Source organism: Achromobacter sp. SX5 (assembly GCF_056711425.1).
This window is the reverse complement of sequence record NZ_CM160041.1, coordinates 1,388,930-1,410,359: the sequence shown is the minus strand read 5'-3', so window position 1 is coordinate 1,410,359 and position 21,430 is coordinate 1,388,930. Positions and strand designations below refer to the sequence as shown.

Here is a 21,430-nt window from a genome sequence, read left to right as displayed (position 1 = left end):
TTTCTGATTGGACTCGCCGCAGGGCTGACATTACTGTCTCCGGACAAATCTAAAACCACGGAGACAAACCATGCACGCAATGCGCACAGCCCTCGCAGGGGCGCTGCTGGCCGCCTGTGCCGCGCCGGCCCTGGCAGGCACGGTGACGGTGATCACTTCGTTCCCCAAGGACCTGACCCAGGCCTATAAGGCGGCGTTCGAGAAGGCCAACCCCGGCATCACGCTGGAAATCCTGAACAAGAACACGGTATCTGGCATCGCCTACGTGCGCGAAACGCCCGCGGGCCAGCGCCCCGAAGTGTTCTGGGCCAGCGCGCCCGACGCGTTCGAAGTGCTGGGGCGCGACAAGCTGCTGGCCAAGTCGTCCGACGTGGCGAACAAGGATGTGCCGGACAAGATCGGCAGCTACCCCATCAACGATCCCGCCGGCATGTACCTGGGCCAGGCGCTGGCCGGCTACGGCATCATCTACAACACGCGCTACATCGCCGCGCACAAGCTGCCCGCGCCGGTCGAATGGAAGGACCTGCTCGCGCCGCAGTGGTTCGGCCACGTCGGCATCACCTCGCCGTCGCGCTCGGGCACCATGCACCTGACGGTCGAGACCATTCTGCAGGGCGAAGGCTGGGACGAAGGCTGGCGCACGCTGCTGCGCATGTCGGGCAACAGCAGCGCCATCACCGAGCGCTCGTTCGGCGTGCCCGACGGCGTGAACAACGGGCAGTTCGGCGCCGGCCCGGTGATCGACTTCTTCGGACTGTCCAGCAAGTACTCCAAGTTCCCGGTCGACTTCGTCTACCCGTCGGAGACCGCCATCGTGCCGGCCAACATCGCCTTGATCGAGGGCGCCAAGAACACCGAGGAAGGCAAGAAGTTCATCGCCTTCACGCTCAGCCAGGCGGGCCAGGAGCTGCTGCTGCAGCCCAAGATCTCGCGCCTGCCGGTGCTGCCCTACTCCGCGCTGGCCGGCAAGATCCCGCCCGGCTATCCCGATCCGGCCGAAATCGCCAAGCGCAGCAAGGTGCAGTTCAACGCCGACCTGTCGCAGACGCGCTACTACGTGGTGCAGTCGCTGTACGACCAGACCGTCACGTTCCGCCTGAAGGAACTGCAGGCGGCCACCAAGGCCATTTACGACGCGGAGGCCAAGCTGGGCGACAAGGCCAGGAGCGGCAAGGCCGCCGAGCTGCTGGAGCAGGCCCGCAAGCTGACCTGGGCGCCGCTGGTCGACGGCAAGAAGGCATCGGACCCGGCCTTCCTGGCCATCTTCGCCGGCAACAAGAAAGACGCCGCCGTCAACCAGCAGATCACGCAGCTCGAAGGCGAGTGGAACGGGCAGGCCCGCGCCAACTACGAAGAAGCCGTGAAGCTGGCCCGGCAGGCCGCCGCGCTGTAGCGGCGTAGCGGTATCCGCGGCCGGCGGCGGGCGGCAGCGCCCGGCCCGCCGGCCGATTTCCGGCGCCCCGTCCGCGCGGACGGGGCATTAGCAACGATTGCGGGATTCTCGATGGATTATTCGGGCCATTCGCGCCTGCACGCCGGCCCTGTGCTGACGGCGCTCCTGGTGTTCGGCTTTTTGCTGCTGTTTTTGGCCATTCCGGTCGGCACGGTGTTCTACAGCGCCTTCGTGAACGCCGACGGCAGCTTCACGATGGGCCATTTCGGCGCCTTCTTCAATCAGCCCCTGATGCAGGAGGCGTTCTTCAACAGCCTGTACGTGGCGGGCTGGTCGGCCCTGCTGGCCTCGCTCATCGCGGTGCCGCTGGCCTACCTGACGGTGCGCTTCGAATTCCGCGGCGCGCTGCTGATCCAGACGCTGGGCGTGCTGCCGCTGATCATGCCGCCCTTCGTCGGCGCGGTCGCCATGCAGCTGATCTTCGGCCGCTCGGGCAGCGTCAACCTGCTGCTGCAGGACTGGTTCGGCTTCACGCTGCCCTTCATGGAAGGGCTGAACGGCGTGATCTTCGTGGAGGCGCTGCACTACTTCCCGTTCATCCTGATGAACCTGGTGGTGGCGCTGCGCAACATCGACGGCGCGATGGAAGAAGCCGCGCTCAACCTGGGATCGCGCGGCTTCCGGCTGTTTCGGCGCGTGATCTTCCCGCTGGCGCTGCCCGGCTACGTGGCCGGCGCCTCGCTGGTGTTCGTGAAAGTCTTCGACGATCTGGGCACGCCGCTGGTGCTGGGCACCACCAACATGCTGGCGCCGCAGGCCTATCTGCGCATCACCCAGGTGGGCCTGGAAGATCCGCTGGGCTACGTCATCAGCGTCATCATGGTCGGCTTCTCGATCCTGGCGCTGTGGCTGTCGGCGCGGGTGCTCAAGGGCAAGGACTACTCCACTCTGCAAAAGGGCGGCAACTCGCTGCACAAGCGCAAGCTGCGCCCCGCGGAAAGCGTGCTGGCCTATGGCTGGATACTGCTGGTGCTGCTGCTGGTGCTGTCGCCGCACATGGGCGTGCTGCTGCTGTCGCTGGCCAGCGTCTGGAGCTTCGCGCCGCTGCCCGACGGATATACGCTGGCGCACTATTCGGCGGTGTTCTCCGAATCCCAGGGCATGATCGCCAACACCCTGCTCTATTGCGGCCTGGCCGCCGGCGTGGACGTGATCCTGGGCACCGCCATCGCCTACCTGATGCTGCGCACCCGGCTGCCGGCGCGCCAGTGGCTGGACTTCCTGGCCTCGGCGGCGCTGGCGATTCCCGGCATCGTGCTGGCCATCGGCTTTCTGCGCACCTTCCGCGGCATCGAGCTGCCGGGCACCGGCACCTTGCTGACCTCGTCGTGGATCATCATCATGATCGCGTACTCGGTGCGCCGGCTGCCCTACGCGCTGCGTTCCTGCGTGGCCTCGCTGCAGCAGATCAACATCTCGCTGGAAGAAGCCGCGCAGTCGCTGGGCGCCACGCGCATGAGCACGATACGCCGCGTGGTGGTGCCGCTGATGGCCGGCGGCATGCTGGCGGGCTTCGTCACCAGCTTCGTGACGGCGGCCGTCGAACTGTCGGCCACCATCATGCTGGTGACCAAAGACAGCCAGGCGCCCATGAGCTACGGTATCTATCTTTACATGCAGAGCGCCGCGGGCCGCGGCCCGGGCGCCGCGCTCGGCGTCCTGGCCGTCGCCGCGGTCGCCATCGGCACCTATATCTCGCACCTGCTGGTCGAGCGCGCGCAGACGCGCCAGCGGCCGGCGCGCCACGAAGGGGAAACGGAATGAAGAAGGTCAGCGTCGAATGCCGCAATATCCGGCTGTCCTATGGCAAGACCGAAGTGCTCAAGGACGTCAACATCAGCATCGAGCCGGGCGAGTTCTTCGCCCTGCTGGGCCCGTCGGGCTCGGGCAAGTCCACGCTGCTGCGCCTGATCGCCGGCTTCAACCGCCATAACGCGGGGCAGCTGCTGGTCGACGGCAAGGACATCAGCGCCACGCCGCCGTGGAACCGCAACATCGGCATGGTGTTCCAGAACTACGCGCTGTGGCCGCACATGACGGTGTGGGACAACGTGGCCTTCGGCCTGGTCGAGCGCAAGCTGCCGCGCGCCGAGATCCAGGCCAAGGTGGAGGCGGCCCTGGACCTGGTGGGCCTGTCGCAGTACGCCAAGCGCCGCCCCAACCAGCTCTCCGGCGGGCAGCAGCAGCGCGTGGCGCTGGCCCGCACCATCGTCATCGAACCGCAGGTGCTGCTGCTGGACGAGCCGCTGTCCAACCTGGACAAGAAGCTGCGGGTGCAGATGCGCCAGGACCTGCTCAGCCTGCAGCGGCGGCTGGGCATCACCACCATCTTCGTCACCCACGACCAGGAAGAGGCCATGACCACCGCCGACCGCATGGCGGTGCTGGACCACGGCGTGGTGCAGCAGATCGGCGCGCCCAGCACGCTGTTCGACTATCCGGTGAACCGCTTCGTGGCCAACTTCGTCGGCACCATGAACGTGCTCGAAGGCCAGGTGCGCGAGCGCACCAGCGCCAGCGTGGTGCTGGCCGTCGAAGGCGTGGGCGACCTGCACCTGCCGCTGTCCGGCGAAGCGCCGGCGGCCTCGCGGCTGGCGGCCAGCTTCCGGCCGCACACGGTGCAGATCGAAATGGCCGACGGCCTGGGCGACGCGCGCTACGTGTGGCTGCCCGGCATCGTGGAAAGCAGCGAATTCCTGGGCGAATTCACCCGCTACCAGGTGCAGATCGGCGAGCAGCGCCTGACCGCCGACCAGTCCCACCTGGCCGGGCTGTCGCCCTTCCCCGTCGGCGCGCCCGTATCGATAGGGCTGGAACCCACCCAGGTACGCTTGCTGGCGGCGTGAGTCCGCCGCCATGGAAATCTATCAGATACGCGCTTTCGTCACGGTCGCGCGGCTGGGCAACCTGACCAAGGCGGCCGAGGCGCTGTCGCTGACCCAGCCCGCCGTCACCGCCCAGATCAAGGCGCTGGAACAAAGCCTGGGCGTGGCGCTGTTCGACCGCAGCGGCGGCCGGCTGGCGCTGGCCAAGGCCGGCGAAGTGCTGCTGCCCACGGCGGAATCGCTGCTGGTGCTGGGCGCCCAGTTCAAGTCCGAGGCCCAGCAGCTGCAAGGCAGCCTGCACGGCGCGATCGAACTGGGCGTGCCCAGCGAACGGCCCGACTTCCTGCGCCTGGGGGAACTGGCCTCGGCGGTCACCCAGCGCCTGCCGCTGGTCGAGCTCAAGACCCAGACCCTGCCCGCCGCCGCCCTGGCCGAGCAGGTCAGCACCGGCCGCCTGCCGGCCGCGCTGACCATCGCCGCCAACCCGCCGCGCGGCGTGCTGTGGCAGCCGCTGCGCAGCGTGCGCTACCGCATCGCCCTGCCCCAGGAACACGCCGCCGCCCTCAAGCGCGGCGGCTGGAAGGAAGTGGCGCAGCTGCCCTGGCTGGACGGCCCGGCCGGCAGCCACACCCACCTGCTGCTGCGCGACATGTTCGAACGCCACGGCCTGTCGCCGCGCGTCGTGATGCAGCACGACGACCAGGCCAACCTCGACACCCTGGTGCGCGCCGGCGCCGGCTGCGCGCTGCTGCGCGAGGAGAACGCCCTGGCCGGCGCGGCCTCCAGCGACTTCATCGTCTGGGGCCAGGCGCGGGTCGACGCGGTCCTGGCTTTCATCCTGCCGCACGAGCGCGCTAGCGAGCCCGCGCTGGTCGCGTTAAGCTCGATCATTCAAACCATCTGGAAACCGCGCACGCAGATCGCGCCGCCCCAGGTCCAGGCCTCATCCCCCGATCAATACCGTAATGACTGAAATCTGGTTCATCCGCCACGGCGAAACCGACTGGAACCGCCAGCGCCGCCTGCAAGGCTGGCAAGACATCCCCCTCAACGAATTCGGCCGCAACCAGGCCAGCCTGCTCGCCGCCCGCATGCGCGAGGAGGCCCGCCGCACCCCGATCCACGCCATCTACAGCAGCGACCTGCAGCGCGCCCACGCCACGGCGGCGCCCGTATCCGAACAGCTGGGCCTGCGCGTGCGCATCGAGCCCGGCATCCGCGAACGCGGCTTCGGCGTGCTCGAAGGCCTGGACCACGACCGCATCGACGTGCAGGCCCCGGAAGCGGCCGCCGCCTGGAAAAGCCGCGACCCGCTGCGTCCGCTGGACGGCGGCGAAACCCTGGGCCAGTTCCAGTCCCGCGTCATCTCCACCGTCGACGACATCGCCAGCCGCCACGACGACGAACGCATCCTCATGTTCACCCACGGCGGCGTGCTCGACATCATCTGGCGCCACGCCAGCGGCGTGCCCCTGAACGCCCCGCGCGACGCCGCGCTGCTGAACGTCAGCATCAACCGCGTCGGCGTCGCCGGCCGCAAATGGCAGGTCCTGGACTGGGGCGACGTCGGTCACGTGACCGACGAGGTGGGCGACGACGTGGTGCCCTGAGGCGCCGTCAACGTGGCTGACGCGGCTTGCGCGGCGCATTGCGCGCCAGCCGGTCATATAGCGCATTGGGCAGCAGCCGCATCAGCTTGGCCACCACCCCCATCTGCCACGGAATCACGGTATAGGACGTGCCCCGGTCGATCGCCGCCCGCGCCCGCCGCGCAAACGCATCGGCCTCCATCAGAAACGGCATGGAATAGGGATTGTGGGCGGTCATCGCCGTCTTGACATAGCCCGGCGCAATCGTCACCACCCGCACGCCCTCGCCCGCCAGCTCCAGGCGCAGACTTTCGCAGTACGTCACCACCGCCGATTTGGACGCGCTGTAGGCGCCCGCTCCCGGCAGTCCGCGCACGCCCGCCACGCTGGCGATACCCACCAGCCGGCCCGATCCGGCCTGGCGCATCGGCCCGATGAAGGGCTCGAAAGTCGCCACCGTGGCCAGCAGATTGGTGTCCACGATGGCCTTGAACACGTCGTAATCCTCGCCGTGCTCGGTCAGCGTGCCCGCGCTGATGCCCGCGCTGGCGATCACCACGTCCACCCGCCCCTGGCAGAACGCGATGAAATCCTGCGCCGCCGCGTGCAGCGCCTGGCGGTCGCGCACGTCCACCGCGTAACAGCGGTGCGCGCCCGGCAGGCTGGCGGCCAGCTCCTGCAACGCCGCTTCTCGCCGCCCGAGCAGCCCGAGCGTGGCGCCCGAGGCGGCATACTGTTGCGCCAGGGCGCGGCCCAGGCCGCTGCTTGCGCCCGTAATGAATACTGTGGTCATGGATAGGTTCGCCGCAGGATGGAAAAGCGGGGGCTGCCCGCCCCCGCATCCTACAGGAAGATCAGCGCCAGAATCGCCGCCACCAGCGCCCACTTGGACAGGTAGTACAGCGGCTTGCTGCGCTTTTTCAGCGCCTTGCCGTAGCGGCGCACCGCGTACACCGCGCCGAAGATCCGGTTGATCCCGCCGGTGGCGTCGCCCGCCTGGTTCGGCGCCGCGGCCGCGCGTAGCAGAAAGCCGCCCACCTTGCGGTTGATCGCCTGCGCCCAGCGGTAGCGCATCGGGCGCTCCACGTCGGCGAACAGGATGATGCGGTTCTGCTGGGTCTTGTTCTCGGCGTAGTGGATGAACGTCTCGTCGAACACCACGGCTTCGCCGTCGCGCCAGTAATACGGCTGGCCGTCGACGTTGATGTAGCAGTCGGGATCGTTCGGCGTGATCAGGCCCATGTGAAAGCGCAGCGAACCCGCGTAGGGATCGCGGTGGCGCGGCAACCGGCTGCCCGGCGGCAGCGACGCGAACATGGCGGCCTTGATGGAGGGGATGCCGGCCAGCAGTTGCGTGGTGACCGGGCACAGGGCCGAAGCCGAGGGATGGTCGGCGTCATACCACTTCAGGTAGAAACGCTTCCAGCCGCTTTTGAAGAAGGAATTGAAACCGGCGTCGTTGTACTTGTCCGAGGCCTTGATATGGCCTTCGCCGAACAGTTCCAGCGCCTCGGCCCGGATGTCGTCGCAACGGTCCAGCAGGACCTTGAGTTCCGGAAACCGGTCCAGATCGATGTAGGGCTGGTTAGGTACGCTGGAGAACGCGTACATGAAACAGTTCAGCGGCGCGGTGAAGGTGGAGTGATCCAGCGCCTGCCGCGAGAACCTGTGTCTGACTCGGCCACGGTAATGCACTACCGTAGCGCAAACGATGAACACCGCCAGAATGAACCACTTCATCCTTCCTCCTACCGCTTCCGGACGCGGTTGCACGCGTCCGGAAGATCTTGCGTACTCGCTTACTTACCCGACAACGATGCGTGCAGCTCCTGCAACGGATAGACCTGCAGGCCCAGGCCCTGGCGCAGGTACTGCATGCCCTCGACCGCGGCGCGGGCGCCGGCGATCGTCGTGAAGAACGTAACACGCGCGGCCAGCGCCTGGGTACGGATGGTGCGCGAGTCGGCGATGGCGTTGCGGCGCTCTTCGACGGTGTTGATGACCAGCGAGATCTCGCCGTTCTTCACCATGTCGACGATGTGCGGACGGCCCTCGGTGACCTTGTTGACCACCTGCACCGGAATGCCGGCGGCCTCGATCTCGGTGGCGGTGCCGCGCGTGGCGACCAGCTTGAAGCCCAGCACGTGCAGGCCGCGCGCCACTTCCACGGCGGCCGGCTTGTCCTGGTTCTTCACGCTGATGAACACCGTGCCGGATTCCGGCAGGCGCACGCCCGCGGCCAGCTGCGACTTCACGAAGGCTTCGCCGAAGCTCGTGCCCACGCCCATCACTTCGCCGGTCGACTTCATTTCCGGGCCCAGGATGGTGTCCACGCCCGGGAACTTCACGAACGGGAACACGGCTTCCTTGACCGAGAAGTAAGGCGGCACGACTTCACGGGTGATGCCTTGCGCGGCCAGGGTCTGGCCGGCCATGGCGCGCGCGGCGATCTTGGCCAGCTGCAGGCCGGTGGCCTTGGACACGTAGGGCACCGTGCGCGAGGCGCGCGGATTCACTTCCAGCACGTAGACGTCGCCGCCCTGGATCGCGAACTGCACGTTCATCAGGCCGCTGACGTTCAGCGCCTTGGCCATCATGCTGGTCTGGCGCTTGATCTCGGCGATCACGTCGGCCGACAGCGAGTACGGCGGCAGGCTGCAGGCGGAGTCGCCCGAGTGCACGCCGGCCTGTTCGATGTGCTCCATGACGCCGCCGATGAAGACGGTTTCGCCGTCGGCCAGGCAGTCCACGTCCACTTCGGTGGCGTTGTTCAGGAAGCGGTCCAGCAGCACCGGCGAGTCATTGCTGACCTTCACGGCCTCGCGCATGTAGCGTTCGAGGTCCTGCTGCTCGTGCACGATTTCCATGGCGCGCCCGCCCAGCACGTAGCTGGGACGCACGACCAGCGGATAGCCGATGTCGGCGGCGTGCGCCAGGGCCTCGGCTTCGGTGCGCGCGGTGCGGTTGGGCGGCTGGCGCAGGCCGAGCTTGTTCAGCAGCTTCTGGAAGCGCTCGCGGTCCTCGGCGATGTCGATGGATTCCGGGCTGGTGCCGATGATGGGCACGCCGTTGGCTTCCAGCGCGCGCGCCAGCTTCAGCGGGGTCTGGCCGCCGTACTGCACGATCATGCCGACCGGGTTTTCCTTGTGGACGATCTCCAGCACATCCTCGAGCGTCAGCGGCTCGAAGTACAGGCGGTCGGAGGTGTCGTAGTCGGTGGACACGGTTTCCGGGTTGCAGTTGACCATGATGGTCTCGTACCCGTCGTCGCGCAGCGCCAGCGCGGCGTGCACGCAGCAGTAGTCGAACTCGATGCCCTGGCCGATGCGGTTCGGACCGCCGCCCAGCACCACGATCTTCTTGCGGTCGGTGGGCGCGGCTTCGCACTCTTCCTCGTACGTGGAGTACATGTAGGCGGTGCGGGTGGCGAACTCGGCGGCGCAGGTGTCGACGCGCTTGTAGACCGGGCGCACATTCAGCTGGTGGCGCAGCTTGCGCACTTCGGATTCCACCGTGTCGAGCAGGAAGGCCAGGCGGCGGTCGGAGAAGCCGCGGCGCTTCAGTTCCCACAGCGTGGCGTAGTCCAGGTCGGACAGCGTCTTCTGTTCGAGCGCCAGCTCGATGTCGACGATTTCCTTGATCTGCGACAGGAACCACGGGTCGATGTGCGTGATGTTGTGCACTTCGTCCAGCGTGAAGCCCTGCGCGAAGGCGTCGCCCACGTACCAGATGCGTTCCGGACCGGGTTCGCCCAGCTCGACCTGCAGCTTTTCGCGGTCGGTGGTCTTCTGGTTCAGGCCGTCAACGCCTACTTCCAGGCCGCGCAGCGCCTTCTGGAACGACTCCTGGAAGGTGCGGCCGATGGCCATGACTTCGCCCACGGACTTCATCTGGGTGGTCAGGCGCGCGTCGGCGGTGGGGAATTTCTCGAACGCGAAACGCGGCACCTTGGTGACGACGTAGTCGATCGAGGGTTCGAACGAGGCCGGGGTGGCGCCGCCGGTGATTTCGTTCTTGAGCTCGTCCAGCGTGTAGCCCACGGCCAGGCGCGCGGCGACCTTGGCGATGGGGAAGCCCGTGGCCTTGGAGGCCAGCGCCGACGAACGCGACACGCGCGGGTTCATCTCGATGACGATCATGCGGCCGTTCTTGGGATTGACGGCGAACTGCACGTTCGAGCCGCCCGTATCCACGCCGATCTCGCGCAACACCGCGATCGATGCGTTACGCATGATCTGGTATTCCTTGTCGGTCAGCGTCTGGGCCGGGGCCACCGTGATCGAGTCGCCGGTGTGCACGCCCATGGGGTCCAGGTTCTCGATGGAGCAGACGATGATGCAGTTGTCCGCCTTGTCGCGGACCACTTCCATCTCGAATTCCTTCCAGCCCAGCAGCGACTCTTCGATCAGCAGCTCGCTGGTGGGCGAGGCTTCCAGGCCGCGGCGGCAGATGGTTTCGAATTCTTCGGCGTTGTAGGCGATGCCGCCGCCCGAGCCGCCCATCGTGAAGCTGGGGCGGATCACGGCCGGGAAGCCCGAGGTGCCGACTTCGGCCGCGATGCGGCGCTGCACTTCCCAGGCTTCTTCCATGCTGTGGGCCACGCCCGACTTGGCCGATTCCAGGCCGATGTCGGTCATGGCCTGCTTGAACTTCTGGCGGTCCTCGGCCTTCTCGATGGCGTGCTCGTTGGCGCCGATGAGTTCCACGTTGTGCTTGGCCAGCACGCCGTGGTGGGCCAGGTCCAGCGCGCAGTTCAGCGCGGTCTGCCCGCCCATGGTGGGCAGGAGCGCATCGGGCTTTTCACGCTCGATGATCTTCTCGACGGCCTGCCAGGTGATGGGCTCGATGTAGGTGACGTCGGCCGTTTCCGGGTCCGTCATGATCGTGGCCGGATTGCTGTTGACCAGGATGGTGCGGTAGCCCTCGGCCTTGAGCGCCTTGCACGCCTGCGCGCCGGAATAGTCGAATTCGCAGGCCTGCCCGATGATGATGGGGCCGGCGCCGATGATGAGTATGCTTTTTAGGTCTGTACGCTTGGGCATGATGCAATCTTTACTTTTGGCCGGACATCAGGCTGATGAACTTGTCGAACAGTTCGATGATGTCGTGCGGGCCGGGGCTGGCTTCGGGGTGGCCCTGGAAGCAGAAGGCCGGACGGTCGGTGAGCTCGAAGCCCTGCAGCGTGCCGTCGAACAGCGAGACGTGCGTGGCTCGCGCGTTGGCCGGCAGGCTGGCGGCGTCGACCGCGAAGCCGTGGTTCTGGCTGGTGATGAACACGCGCTTGGAGGCCAGGTCCTGCACCGGATGGTTGGCGCCGTGGTGGCCGGTCTTCATCTTGAGCGTCTTGCCGCCCAGCGCCAGGCCCATGATCTGGTGGCCCAGGCAGATGCCGAACACCGGCAGCTTCTTGTCCAGGAAGGCGCGGGTGGCTTCGATGGCGTAGTCGCAGGGCTCGGGGTCGCCGGGGCCGTTGGACAGGAACACGCCGTCCGGATCGAGCTTGAAGACTTCCTCGGCGCTGGTCTGGGCCGGCACCAGCGTGATGCGGCAGCCGCGGTCGGCAAGCAGGCGCAGGATGTTGCTCTTGATGCCGAAGTCGTAGGCCACGACGTGGAACCTGGACTGGTCGGGCTTGGAGAAGCCCGCGCCCAGGCGCCAGGTGCCTTCGGTCCAGTCGGTGCTGTTCTTGATGGAGACGACGCGGGCCAGGTCCTGGCCGGTCATGCCGGCGAAGCCGCGGGCCAGTTCGACGGCGCGCTCGGCGTCGGTGCCGACGAAGATGCAGGCGCCCTGGGCGCCCTTGTCGCGCAGGATGCGGGTGAGCTTGCGGGTATCCACGCCGGAAATGGCGACGATGCCCTGCTCGGAGAGGTACTCAGGCAACGATTGCGTGGAACGGAAGTTCGACACGCGGGCGGGACAGTCGCGGACCACCAGGCCGGCGGCATAGACGCGGTTCGCTTCCACGTCCTCGGCGTTGACGCCGGTATTGCCGATGTGCGGATAGGTCAGCGTGACGATCTGGCCGCTGTAGCTGGGATCGGTGAGAATTTCCTGGTACCCGGTCATCGCGGTGTTGAACACCACTTCGGCAACGGTATGCCCAGGCGCACCGATCGACACGCCTCGAAAAATGGTACCGTCCGCCAGAGCCAGAATTGCAGGAGGGAAGCGGTTGATCCCCTCGGGAAAAAGTTGCGGCAGCACAGTAAACCCCGGTTTTAGAATCGATAATCAAACCTTCGAATTATACCTTGCGCGGCCGTTTTTCCTGGAGAACCGCGCCAAATAAGGCCGGGATAGGGATTTTGGGCCAGGCCATGGGACATACGGCCGGTTTTGCCCGCCCCGGCTCGGTGATACGCTTAGGACACCTTCAACCCTACCCAGCTGCGAGCCGTACCGCCCATGTCCAGTCAACTTGACGCCTTGCGCAACCACACCACCGTCGTCGCCGACACGGGGGACTTCGAAGCCATGAAGGCGCTGCGTCCCACCGACGCGACCACCAATCCGTCCCTTATTCTGAAGGCCGTCCAGCAGGACGCCTACCGCCCCCTGCTGGAGAAAACCGCGCGCGACCACCGCGGCGCCTCCACGGCCGAGCTCATGGACCGCCTGCTGGTGGCCTTCGGCCGCGCCATCCTGGACATCGTGCCGGGCCGCGTCTCGACCGAGGTCGACGCCCGCCTGTCCTTCGACACCCGCGCCACCATCGAACGCGCCCGCAGCCTGATCGCCCTGTACGAGGCCGCCGGCGTGCCGCGCGAGCGCGTGCTGATCAAGATCGCCTCGACCTGGGAAGGCATCCAGGCCGCCCGCGCGCTGCAATCCGAAGGGGTGCGCTGCAACCTGACGCTGCTGTTCTCGCTGCCCCAGGCCGTGGCCTGCGCCGACGCGCACGTGCAGCTCATTTCGCCCTTCGTCGGCCGCATCTACGACTGGCACAAGAAAGCCGCCGGCGCGGCCTGGGTGGAGGCGGACCATGCGGGCGGCAACGATCCCGGCGTGCAGTCGGTGACGCGCATCTACCACTACTACAAGCATTTCGGCATCGCCACCGAGATCATGGGCGCGAGCTTTCGCAACGTGGGCCAGATTCTGGCCCTGTCGGGCTGCGACCTGCTGACGATCAGCCCCGACCTGCTGACCAAGCTGGCCTCCACCGAGGGCGACGCCCCGCCCCAGCTGCGCGCCAGCGACGCCGCCGCCGGCATCGCCCGCATCGGCGCCGACGAGGTCACGTTCCGCACCCTGCTCAACGAGGACGCGATGGCCAGCGAAAAACTGTCCGAAGGCATCCGTTCGTTCGTGGCCGACGCGGTCAAGCTGGATGCGCTGATCGAGGGACAGCGGGGGTGATTGGCGGGTGATGGGTTTCGCGCGTTCGGCCGTCGTTTTCCTGGGACGATGGCGGCGCGCTACACCCATCCTACGGGTCGAGAGATCGCCGAACGCGCGCGCCCCATCGGACCGCCCCTACCGATGATCGTGCGAATGCACCTGCAGCGCTTCCAGGAAGCGCGACACCATGTTGTAGGCCGCCACCGTCGCGGTCAGTTCGACCATGAGCTTGTCGGTTCCCATCGCGGCGCGGGCGGCCTGGAATACCGGCTCGGGCACTTGCACGTTGCGCGTCATGGCGTCGGTATAGGCCAGCACCGCGCGTTCGCGCTCGCTGAACAGATCCGAGCCCTCCCAGGCGGGCAGCGCGTCCAGCTGGGCCTGCGACACGCCCTCTTTCAGGGCGATCGGGGCGTGCTGGTCGGCTTCGTAGGGCGCGCCGTTGATCGCCGCCACGCGCATGATGACCAGTTCGCGCAGATCGCCCGGCAAGGTGCTGAGCTGGCGGATGGAGGTCAGGTAATTGAGCCAGCCGCCGGCCACGGCGGGGCTGTGCAGCAGCATCTGGTACAGGTGCAGCACGCTGCCCCGTTCGGCGACGATGCGGTCGACCAGCGGCCGGGCTTCGGGATGGGTCAGGTCGGCATAAGGCAGGCGGGCCATGGCAACTCCGTATGGATGGAGACGGCGGATCAGATCTTCTCGGTTTCGCCGGAACGGGGCTGCCATTTCATCAGGCGCTTTTCGCCCGCGCCGACGATGCCGTCCAGGATCAGCGCGAAGGCCGTCAGCACGATGATGCCGGCGAACACGGTGTTCACGTCGAACGTGCCTTCGGCCTGCAGGATCAGGTAGCCCACGCCGCTGGCCGAGCCCAGGTATTCGCCCACCACGGCGCCCACGAAGGCCAGGCCCACGGAGGTGTGCAGGCTGGAGAACACCCAGCTGGTGGCCGAGGGCAGGTACACGTGGCGCAGCAGCTGGCGCTTGCGCGCGCCCAGCATGCGCGCGTTGTCCAGCAGCGTCGGGCTGACTTCGCGCACGCCCTGGTAGACGTTGAAGAAGACGATGAAGAACACCAGCGTCACCGCCAGCGCCACCTTGGACCAGATGCCCAGGCCGAACCACATGCCGAAGATGGGCGCCAGGATCACGCGCGGCATGGAGTTGGCGGCCGTGATGTACGGGTCCAGGATCGCGCTGGCCTGCGGCGACAGGCCCAGCCACAGGCCGAAGCCCAGGCCGGCGACCGTGCCGATGAAAAACGCCAGCACGGTTTCGGTGAGCGTCACGCCCAGGTGCGCGTAGATGTCCGCGTTGGTGACGAACCAGGCCCAGATGCGGCCCCACACCTTCAGCGGCTCGCCGAAAAAGAACGCCACCTTGGGATCGCGCGAGGCGAAATGCCACACCAGCAGGATCGCCACCAACAGCAGCAGCTGCCAGAAGCGCAGGCTGGCCGAACCGGGTTTGATCAGAGACTTCGACATGGCTCAGGCTCGCTTTTGTTGGGCATAGCCCTTGAGTACCTCTTCGCGCAGCACGCCCCAGATCGCGGCGTGCAGTTCCACGAAACGCGGATGGGTGCGCACTTCGGCCACGTCGCGCGGACGCGGCAGGTCGATGGCGAATTCGCCGATGGGATGGGTGCCCGGCCCGGCCGACAGCACCACCACGCGGTCGCTCATGGCGATGGCCTCGTCCAGGTCGTGCGTGATGAACAGCACGGCCTTGCGCTTGGCCATCCACAGGTCCAGCACCTCGTTTTCCATGAGCTGGCGGGTCTGGATGTCGAGCGCCGAGAACGGCTCGTCCATCAGGATGATGTCGGGGTCGCGGATCAGGGTCTGCGCCAGCATGGCGCGCTTGCGCATGCCGCCCGACATCTGGTGCGGATAGCGGCCCTCGAAGCCGCCCAGGCCGACCCGGCGCATCCATACGCGGCCCTGCTCCAGCGCCTCCTGGCGCGGCACGCCGGCGAATTCCAGCCCGGCCACCACGTTGTCCAGCGCGCTGCGCCAGGGCAGCAGCGCCTCGCCCTGGAACATGTAGCCGGCGCGTTCGTTGATGCCCTGCAGGGGCTGCCCGAACACCTTCACCTGCCCGGCCGACGGCGCCAGCAGGCCGGCGCCGACGTTGAGCAGGGTGGACTTGCCGCAGCCCGTGGGCCCCACCACCGATACGAACTCCCCGGGCGCGATCGCCAGGGAAGTGTCGGCCACGGCGGTGTAGCGCTGGCTGCGGTCGTCACGCGAGACAAAGGTGCAACTGATGTTGTCCAGCGACAGCGCGGCTTCAGCCATTGGGATACTTCTCGTTGGCGCGGCGCGCGAAATCGTTGGTCCAGACCTTGGAGGCGTCGATCTTCGAGCCGTCGAAGTCCGGCTGGTAGGCGGCCAGCGCCTTGAGCGCGGTGGCCGCGCCGTCCTCGGGGATCATGCCGTCGGGCGACAGGCCTTCCATGCTCTTGCCGATGGCGGCCTTGTACACCGCCGGATCGCCCAGCAGATAGGTTTCGGGCACGACCTTGGCGATTTCTTCCGGGCCGGCCTTCTGGATCCACTTGTCGGCGCGCACCAGCGCGTTGGCCAGCGCCTGCGCGGTGTTGGGATTGGCGTCGAGGAACGCCTGGGGCGCGTACAGGCAGCCCGCCGGCATGTTGCCGCCGAAGATGTCGCGCGTGTCCTTGAGGGTGCGCGTATCGACGATGACCTGGATGTCGCCGGGCATCTCCAGCATGGACACCACGGGGTCGGTGTTGGAGATGGCGTCGATCTGGCCGCTGCGCAGCGCGGTCACCGCGCCGGCGCCGGCGCCCACGCCGATGAAGGACACGTCGGAGGCCTTCAGGCCGTGCTTGGCCAGGAAGAAGCTGACCACCATGTTGGTCGAGGAGCCCGGCGCGGTCACGCCGATCTTCTTGCCCTTCAGGTCGGCCGCGCCCTTGTAGCCGGGCAGGTTCTTCTTGGACACGCCCACGCCTATCATCGGCGCGCGCCCTTGCAGCACGAAGGCGCGGTAGGCCTGGCCCTTGGACTGCATGGACAGCGTGTGCTCGAACGCGCCCGAGACGATGTCGGCGCTGCCGCCCACCACGGCCTGCAGGGCCTTGGAACCGCCCGCGAAGTCGGCGATGCTGACGTCCAGGCCTTCGTCCTTGAAATAGCCGCGGACTTCCGCGATGGACAGTGGGAGGTAGTAGATCAGCGGTTTGCCGCCGACTGCGATCTGGACCTTGGTCTTTTCGAGCTTCTGCGCGCGCACGATGGCGGGCGCCATGCCCATGACGCCGGCGGCGCCGGCCATCTTGAGCAGATCACGGCGAGTGACTGACATTGCTTGTCTCCTGGTTGTCGGGTGTACCGATAGCGCCGGTCTGCGCCAGCTCGTCGATAGCCGCTGAATCATACCCCAGCGATTTCAGGACTTCCTCGGTATGTTCCCCTAATCTCGGCCCCACCCAGCGCGTGCCGCCCGGCGTTTCCGACAGCTTGGGCACCACCGCCGGCAGCTTGACCGGCGTGCCGTCGGCGAAGCGGTGCTGCTCTATCATGCCGCGCGCCAGGAACTGCGGATCGCCGAACATGTCGGCCACGCTGTAGATCTTGCCCACCGGCACGTCGGCGGCCTTCAGCACGCCCAGCGCCTCTTCGATGCCGCGGCCGTCGCACCATTGCTGGATGGCGCCGTCGATCTCCTCGACGCGCCTGGCGCGGCCGTCGTTGCGCACCAGGTCGGGGTCCGTGGCCAGGTCGTCGCGGCCGATGGCGCGCATCAGCCGATGGAAGATCGCGTCGCCGTTGCCGGCGATGACGATGTTCTGGCCGTCGCGCGTGGTGTAGGTGTTGGAGGGCACGATGCCGGGCAGCGCGCCGCCGGTGCGCTCGCGCACCACGCCGGCCACGTCGTACTCGGGCACCAGGCTCTCCATCATGTTGAACACGGCCTCGTACAGCGCCACGTCCACCATCTGCCCCTGCCCGGCCCGGCACTCGGCGCCCGTCTTGCCGTTCCAGCGCCCGCCGGTGGCGTCGCGGTGGCGCAGCGCCATCATCGCGCCGATCACGCCGTGCAGCGCGGCGATCGAATCGCCGATGGAAATGCCCACCCGCAGCGGCGGGCGGTCTGGGTGGCCCGACACGTAGCGCAGGCCGCCCATGGATTCGCCGATCGCGCCGAAGCCGGGCTGGTCCTTCATGGGGCCGGTCTGCCCGTAGCCGGACAGGCGCACCATGATGAGCGCCGGATTGGCCGCGCGCAGCTGTTCGTAGCCCAGCCCCCACTTCTCCAGCACGCCGGGCCGGTAGTTCTCGACCACCACGTCGGCCTCCAGCGCCAGGCGGCGGGCGATTTCCTGCGCGCGCGGGTCTTTCAGGTTGAGCGCGATCGAGCGCTTGTTGCGGGCCTGCACGGTCCACCACAGGGAATTGCCTTCGTGCAGGTGGCGCCAGCTGCGGATGGGATCGCCGCCGCCGCTGCCGTCGGGCCCGTGCGGCGTCTCGACCTTGATGACGTCGGCGCCGAATTCGCCGAAGATGCGCGCGGCGAACGGGCCGGCAATGAGCGTGCCGAGTTCCAGGACTTTCAGTCCGGTCAGCGCTGACATTGTTTGTCTCCTCGCGGAATTTTCCAGGCGGCCTTCGATGCGTTGCCGAAGGCTCGTGATTTGATGTTTGGTACGGCACCTTACCTCCCGCGATAGCGGGTAGGGAGTGGGTCCCACTCAGGTGGTCTTGCGTTCCATCAGGGCCCAGGCGATGGTGCCTGCATCTACATACTCCAGCTCGCTGCCCGCCGGCACGCCGCGCGCCAGCCTGGTCACGCGCAGGCCGCGTTCGCTCAGGGCCTCGCCCAGGAAGTGCGCGGTGGTCTCGCCCTCGGCGGTGAAGTTGGTGGCCAGGATGACCTCCTGCACCTCGCCGTCGGTGGCGCGCTGGATCACGCGGTCGAAATCCAGCTCGCGCGGGCCTATGCCTTCCAGCGGCGCCACCCGGCCCATCAGCACGTAGTACAGGCCGCGGTAGCCGTGGCTGGACTCGATCATGTTCTGGTCGGCCGGAGTTTCGACGATGCACAGCAGGCTGCGGTCGCGCTTGGGATTGCTGCAGGTGCCGCAGACCTCTTCTTCCGAAAAGCTGTTGCAGCGGGCGCAGTGCTTCAGGTCCCGCACCGCGCTGGCCAGCGCCCGGCCAAGCATGTCCGCGCCTTGCGGATCATGCTGCAGCAGGTGATAGGCCATGCGCCTGGCGGAGCGCACGCCCACGCCGGGCAGGCGCCGCAGCGCCTCGATCAGCGACACCAGCGGTTCGGGTTCGGGCAGTAAAGGGTCCATCGGGGTCCATCGTGGTCCGTCGCGGCCGGGGCCGGAATCAGAACGGCAGCTTCATGCCCGGGGGCAGCGGCATGCCGGCGGTGACCGACGCCATTTTTTCCTGGGAAGTGGCCTCGGCCTTGCGCAGCGCGTCGTTGAACGCGGCGGCGACCAGGTCTTCCAGCATGTCCTTGTCGTCGCCCAGCAGCGACGGGTCGATGGCGACGCGCTTGACGTCGTGGCGGCAGGTCATGGTGACCTTGACCAGGCCGCCGCCGGAGGCGCCTTCGACCAGGATCTCGGCCAGCGCGTCCTGCGCCTTCTTCATGTTTTCCTGCATCTGCTGCGCCTGGCGCATCAGGCCGGCGAGTTGTCCTTTCATCATGATCGGTGCTTCCTTGAACTAGGGGAATGGGAGATTGCCGCCGCCTCAGGCGGCGGCCGGGGAATCGACGTGGCGGATGGAGCCGGCGACGACCTGTCCGCCGAAATCGGCCACCAGCGCCTGCACGAAGGGATCTGCCGCGACCGCGTCCTCGGCGGCCTGCTGGCGGGCGGCGCGTTCGGCCTGGGCCACGGCGTGCGCCGTGGCGTCGCCGGTCACGCCGACTTCCACGTCCAATCGTATGCCCTGGCCGAAATGCTCGCACAGCACCGTCTGCAGGCGGATGCGGCTTTCGCTTTCGGCCAGCGTCTTGACGGCCACGCGCAGGACGATGGCGTCGCCCTGCACGCCGGCCCATTCGCTCTGGCGCGCCAGTTCGGCGGCCAGGCCGGTGACCGGCAGGCGCGCGGCCAGCTCGGGCCAGCCCGCCGCGGTCATGTCGGCGATGCGCGCGCGCGAGCCGCGCTTGCGGGCAGGCGCCGGGCCTTCGCGCCGCACGGGCGCGGCCGCGGCCGGCGCGGCGCCCGGCGGAGCCAGGGTTTCGAATTCGTCATCGTCCGGGTCCGCCGTGAAACCGTTGTCCGGGGCGAAACCGGCTTCGGCGTCGTACGGGATTTCCTCGTCGACCCAGGACGGCGGGCCGTCGACGGCCTCGGGCGCGGCCGGCGCGGCGGCGACCGCTGCGGCCGGCGTGACCGCCAGGGCGGCGGCGGACGCGGGCGCGCGGTCGGACGCGTCGGGAGAGGCTGCTGCCGGCTCGGCCGGCAGCTCTTCCCAGGGCGGCACGCTCTGCGCTTCGGCGGCGGGCTCCGGGCTTGCCGGTTCGGGTGCGGCGGCAGCGGCGGGTGCGGGCGTAGGCGCGGGAGTCGGCGCCGGTGCGGGCGCCGGCTGCGGCTGCGCTGCAGGCGCGGGCTGCGGCGCGGCGACGGGCGCGGGCGCGGCGACCGGGTCTGCCGTCTGGCGGGCCGGGACGGCGGGCGCCTCCACCGCGGTCTGCGGGCCGGCATCGCCGTTGAGCGCCAGCATGCGCAGGCAGGCCATGATGAAGCCCGCGTATTCGTCGGGCGCCAGCGTCAGCTCGCCGCGGCTGTGCACGGCGACGGAATAGAACAGCTGCACCGCGTCGGGATGCAGCGACAGCGCCAGGCGCGCGATGTCCGCCGCCAGCGGGTCCTCGGCCGGCGTCACGCCGCTGACGCGCTGCTCGATGGCCACGCGCGACAGCAGCACGGCCAGATCGGCCAGCGCGCCGGTATAGGACAGGCCGCGCACCGCCAGTTCGTCGGCCACCGCCAGCACGCCCTTGGCGTCGCCGGTGGACAGCGCGTCCAGCAGGCGCACCAGGTGGCGCTGGTCGATGGTGCCGAGCATGCCGCGCACGGCTTCTTCGGTGAGGTTGCCGGCGCTATAGGCGATGGCCTGGTCGGTCAGCGACAGCGCGTCGCGCATGGAGCCCGCGGCCGCCTGCCCGATCAGCCGCAGCGCCGGCACTTCGAAGCCCACCTCTTCCTGGCCGAGCACGGCCTGCAGGTGGCCGACGATGGAGTCGGCCGGCATCTGCTTGAGGTTGAACTGCAGGCAGCGCGACAGCACCGTCACCGGAATCTTCTGCGGGTCGGTGGTGGCCAGGATGAACTTGACGTGCGGCGGCGGCTCTTCGAGCGTCTTGAGCATGGCGTTGAACGCATGCCCGGTCAGCATGTGGACTTCGTCGATCATGTAGACCTTGAAGCGTCCCGCGCCGGGCGCGTACACGGCCTGCTCCAGCAGCTGCGTCATTTCCTCGACGCCGCGGTTCGAGGCCGCGTCCAGTTCGAGGTAGTCGACGAAGCGCCCTGCGTCGATTTCCGTGCAGGCCTGGCACACGCCGCAAGGCTTGGACGTGATGCCGGTCACGCAGTTGAGCGATTTGGCCAGGATGCGCGAAAGCGTGGTCTTGCCCACCCCGCGGGTCCCGGTGAACAGCCATGCGTGGTGCAGGCGTTGCGTGTCGAGCGCATGCGTCAATGCGCGCACCACGTGATCCTGTCCCACGAGGGTATCGAACGATCGCGGCCGCCACTTGCGGGCCAGTACCAGATAAGTCATGGGTGGATTGTAGAGCCTGTTTCGCGAGCTGGCTCGAAAAGACGCCGGCTGCAATGCAAAGGGGACGGGCTTATTTTCGTGGGCGTATCCCTGGAAAATAACCCCGTCCCCTCAGGAAAACAAAGGGTCATGCATATGTCATGACCCCCTGCTTTGAAGAATCCGGATGGCGAGCCTTACTCCGGCACTGACCCTAAACGACTATGGCTGCTTCGTTCCCGACCTGACCAGGTTCACCGTCGAACCATGCGAAGGGGCCCGCCACTTGGAATTCTAGCAGAGCTGCGCTTCGCTTGCTCGCTCGAATTCCAAGTGGCGGGCCCCTGGGGGCAATATGTGGGCTCCCTCCCCGGCCCTCCCTCCAGGAGGGAGGGGGTGGGGACTTCGCTGCGCTTGTCCCCTTCGGCTCGCTTCGCTTTGCCTTGCTTGCTT

The 21,430-nt window shown here is 67.7% G+C and carries 18 protein-coding genes and 1 other RNA gene; 6 read left to right on the top strand and 13 right to left on the bottom strand.

Annotated elements, in window-relative coordinates:
- Positions 1-70: 70 nt before the first annotated feature.
- The 5 genes from AC1M14_RS06615 to AC1M14_RS06595 all read left to right on the top strand — a co-directional run bounded on the left by AC1M14_RS06615 (position 71) and on the right by AC1M14_RS06595 (position 5,891).
- Positions 71-1,396, top strand: coding sequence for an ABC transporter substrate-binding protein (locus AC1M14_RS06615; RefSeq protein WP_102773572.1), 1,326 nt, complete (start codon positions 71-73; stop codon positions 1,394-1,396).
- Positions 1,397-1,507: 111 nt separating this feature from the next.
- Positions 1,508-3,220 carry an ABC transporter permease gene (locus AC1M14_RS06610; protein WP_111825603.1) on the top strand — a complete coding sequence of 571 codons (1,713 nt, stop codon included), beginning with the start codon at positions 1,508-1,510 and terminating at the stop codon, positions 3,218-3,220.
- The gene (locus AC1M14_RS06605; RefSeq protein WP_102773574.1) at positions 3,217-4,302 is read left to right on the top strand and encodes an ABC transporter ATP-binding protein; all 1,086 of its coding nucleotides are present in this window, start codon (positions 3,217-3,219) and stop codon (positions 4,300-4,302) included. Before AC1M14_RS06610 ends, AC1M14_RS06605 begins: the two co-directional genes overlap by 4 nt.
- 10 nt (positions 4,303-4,312) lie before the next feature.
- Positions 4,313-5,254, top strand: a complete 942-nt coding sequence (locus tag AC1M14_RS06600) for a LysR family transcriptional regulator (protein WP_102773575.1) — start codon at positions 4,313-4,315, stop codon at positions 5,252-5,254.
- Positions 5,247-5,891, top strand: coding sequence for a histidine phosphatase family protein (locus AC1M14_RS06595; RefSeq protein ID WP_102773576.1), 645 nt, complete (start codon positions 5,247-5,249; stop codon positions 5,889-5,891). The genes AC1M14_RS06600 and AC1M14_RS06595 overlap by 8 nt, the downstream gene beginning before the upstream one ends.
- A 7-nt stretch (positions 5,892-5,898) precedes the next feature.
- On the opposite strand, the gene AC1M14_RS06590 is transcribed toward AC1M14_RS06595, so the two are convergent.
- The 4 genes from AC1M14_RS06590 to carA are packed head-to-tail and all read right to left on the bottom strand — an operon-like array spanning position 5,899 to position 12,077.
- A complete protein-coding gene (locus AC1M14_RS06590) occupies positions 5,899-6,663 on the bottom strand; it encodes an SDR family oxidoreductase (RefSeq protein ID WP_479731240.1) in 765 nt (254 codons plus the stop codon).
- A 50-nt stretch (positions 6,664-6,713) separates the two neighbouring features.
- Positions 6,714-7,610, bottom strand: a complete 897-nt coding sequence (lpxO, locus tag AC1M14_RS06585; RefSeq protein ID WP_209165787.1) for a lipid A hydroxylase LpxO — start codon at positions 7,608-7,610, stop codon at positions 6,714-6,716.
- Positions 7,611-7,669: 59 nt separating this feature from the next.
- On the bottom strand, positions 7,670-10,912 hold the full coding sequence (carB, locus tag AC1M14_RS06580; RefSeq protein ID WP_102773579.1) for a carbamoyl-phosphate synthase large subunit: 3,243 nt from the start codon (positions 10,910-10,912) through the stop codon (positions 7,670-7,672).
- 10 nt (positions 10,913-10,922) lie between these two features.
- Positions 10,923-12,077: a glutamine-hydrolyzing carbamoyl-phosphate synthase small subunit gene (carA, locus tag AC1M14_RS06575; protein WP_168202160.1), complete on the bottom strand. Its 1,155-nt coding sequence runs from the start codon at positions 12,075-12,077 to the stop codon at positions 10,923-10,925.
- Between the two features lie 201 nt (positions 12,078-12,278).
- Here carA and tal point away from each other — a divergent pair, with 201 nt between their 5' ends.
- Positions 12,279-13,232, top strand: a complete 954-nt coding sequence (gene tal / locus AC1M14_RS06570; protein ID WP_102773580.1) for a transaldolase — start codon at positions 12,279-12,281, stop codon at positions 13,230-13,232.
- Between the two features lie 117 nt (positions 13,233-13,349).
- Here tal and AC1M14_RS06565 read toward each other — a convergent pair whose 3' ends face one another.
- The 9 genes from AC1M14_RS06565 to ffs all read right to left on the bottom strand — a co-directional run bounded on the left by AC1M14_RS06565 (position 13,350) and on the right by ffs (position 21,261).
- The gene (locus AC1M14_RS06565) at positions 13,350-13,877 is read right to left on the bottom strand and encodes a carboxymuconolactone decarboxylase family protein (RefSeq protein WP_102773581.1); all 528 of its coding nucleotides are present in this window, start codon (positions 13,875-13,877) and stop codon (positions 13,350-13,352) included.
- A gap of 29 nt (positions 13,878-13,906) precedes the next feature.
- Positions 13,907-14,704 (bottom strand): ABC transporter permease, encoded by a 798-nt coding sequence (locus AC1M14_RS06560; protein ID WP_102773582.1) that lies wholly within the window; start codon positions 14,702-14,704, stop codon positions 13,907-13,909.
- Between the two features lie 3 nt (positions 14,705-14,707).
- The gene (locus AC1M14_RS06555; RefSeq protein ID WP_102773583.1) at positions 14,708-15,517 is read right to left on the bottom strand and encodes an ABC transporter ATP-binding protein; all 810 of its coding nucleotides are present in this window, start codon (positions 15,515-15,517) and stop codon (positions 14,708-14,710) included.
- A complete protein-coding gene (locus tag AC1M14_RS06550) occupies positions 15,510-16,550 on the bottom strand; it encodes an ABC transporter substrate-binding protein (RefSeq protein ID WP_479731239.1) in 1,041 nt (346 codons plus the stop codon). The genes AC1M14_RS06555 and AC1M14_RS06550 overlap by 8 nt, the downstream gene beginning before the upstream one ends.
- Complete coding sequence (locus AC1M14_RS06545) at positions 16,531-17,820, bottom strand: CaiB/BaiF CoA transferase family protein (protein WP_102773585.1); 1,290 nt, start codon at positions 17,818-17,820, stop codon at positions 16,531-16,533. Before AC1M14_RS06545 ends, AC1M14_RS06550 begins: the two co-directional genes overlap by 20 nt.
- A gap of 117 nt (positions 17,821-17,937) precedes the next feature.
- Positions 17,938-18,546, bottom strand: coding sequence for a recombination mediator RecR (gene recR, locus AC1M14_RS06540; RefSeq protein WP_102773586.1), 609 nt, complete (start codon positions 18,544-18,546; stop codon positions 17,938-17,940).
- 37 nt (positions 18,547-18,583) lie between these two features.
- Positions 18,584-18,910, bottom strand: coding sequence for a YbaB/EbfC family nucleoid-associated protein (locus AC1M14_RS06535; RefSeq protein WP_102773587.1), 327 nt, complete (start codon positions 18,908-18,910; stop codon positions 18,584-18,586).
- A 45-nt stretch (positions 18,911-18,955) separates the two neighbouring features.
- Complete coding sequence (locus AC1M14_RS06530; protein ID WP_479731238.1) at positions 18,956-20,998, bottom strand: DNA polymerase III subunit gamma/tau; 2,043 nt, start codon at positions 20,996-20,998, stop codon at positions 18,956-18,958.
- Between the two features lie 165 nt (positions 20,999-21,163).
- Positions 21,164-21,261, bottom strand: an RNA gene (gene ffs / locus AC1M14_RS06525) — signal recognition particle sRNA small type.
- Between the last annotated feature and the right edge of the window lie 169 nt (positions 21,262-21,430).

Coding starts and splice junctions, on each gene's coding strand:
- AC1M14_RS06535 (WP_102773587.1), bottom strand. CDS start 18,910: ATGATGAAAGGACAACTCGCCGGCCTGATGCGCCAGGCGCAGCAGATG.
- AC1M14_RS06610 (WP_111825603.1), top strand. CDS start 1,508: ATGGATTATTCGGGCCATTCGCGCCTGCACGCCGGCCCTGTGCTGACG.
- AC1M14_RS06615 (WP_102773572.1), top strand. CDS start 71: ATGCACGCAATGCGCACAGCCCTCGCAGGGGCGCTGCTGGCCGCCTGT.
- AC1M14_RS06565 (WP_102773581.1), bottom strand. CDS start 13,877: ATGGCCCGCCTGCCTTATGCCGACCTGACCCATCCCGAAGCCCGGCCG.
- AC1M14_RS06555 (WP_102773583.1), bottom strand. CDS start 15,517: ATGGCTGAAGCCGCGCTGTCGCTGGACAACATCAGTTGCACCTTTGTC.
- AC1M14_RS06560 (WP_102773582.1), bottom strand. CDS start 14,704: ATGTCGAAGTCTCTGATCAAACCCGGTTCGGCCAGCCTGCGCTTCTGG.
- AC1M14_RS06605 (WP_102773574.1), top strand. CDS start 3,217: ATGAAGAAGGTCAGCGTCGAATGCCGCAATATCCGGCTGTCCTATGGC.
- AC1M14_RS06595 (WP_102773576.1), top strand. CDS start 5,247: ATGACTGAAATCTGGTTCATCCGCCACGGCGAAACCGACTGGAACCGC.
- recR (WP_102773586.1), bottom strand. CDS start 18,546: ATGGACCCTTTACTGCCCGAACCCGAACCGCTGGTGTCGCTGATCGAG.
- AC1M14_RS06530 (WP_479731238.1), bottom strand. CDS start 20,998: ATGACTTATCTGGTACTGGCCCGCAAGTGGCGGCCGCGATCGTTCGAT.
- AC1M14_RS06590 (WP_479731240.1), bottom strand. CDS start 6,663: ATGACCACAGTATTCATTACGGGCGCAAGCAGCGGCCTGGGCCGCGCC.
- AC1M14_RS06545 (WP_102773585.1), bottom strand. CDS start 17,820: ATGTCAGCGCTGACCGGACTGAAAGTCCTGGAACTCGGCACGCTCATT.
- lpxO (WP_209165787.1), bottom strand. CDS start 7,610: ATGAAGTGGTTCATTCTGGCGGTGTTCATCGTTTGCGCTACGGTAGTG.
- AC1M14_RS06550 (WP_479731239.1), bottom strand. CDS start 16,550: ATGTCAGTCACTCGCCGTGATCTGCTCAAGATGGCCGGCGCCGCCGGC.
- carB (WP_102773579.1), bottom strand. CDS start 10,912: ATGCCCAAGCGTACAGACCTAAAAAGCATACTCATCATCGGCGCCGGC.
- tal (WP_102773580.1), top strand. CDS start 12,279: ATGTCCAGTCAACTTGACGCCTTGCGCAACCACACCACCGTCGTCGCC.
- AC1M14_RS06600 (WP_102773575.1), top strand. CDS start 4,313: ATGGAAATCTATCAGATACGCGCTTTCGTCACGGTCGCGCGGCTGGGC.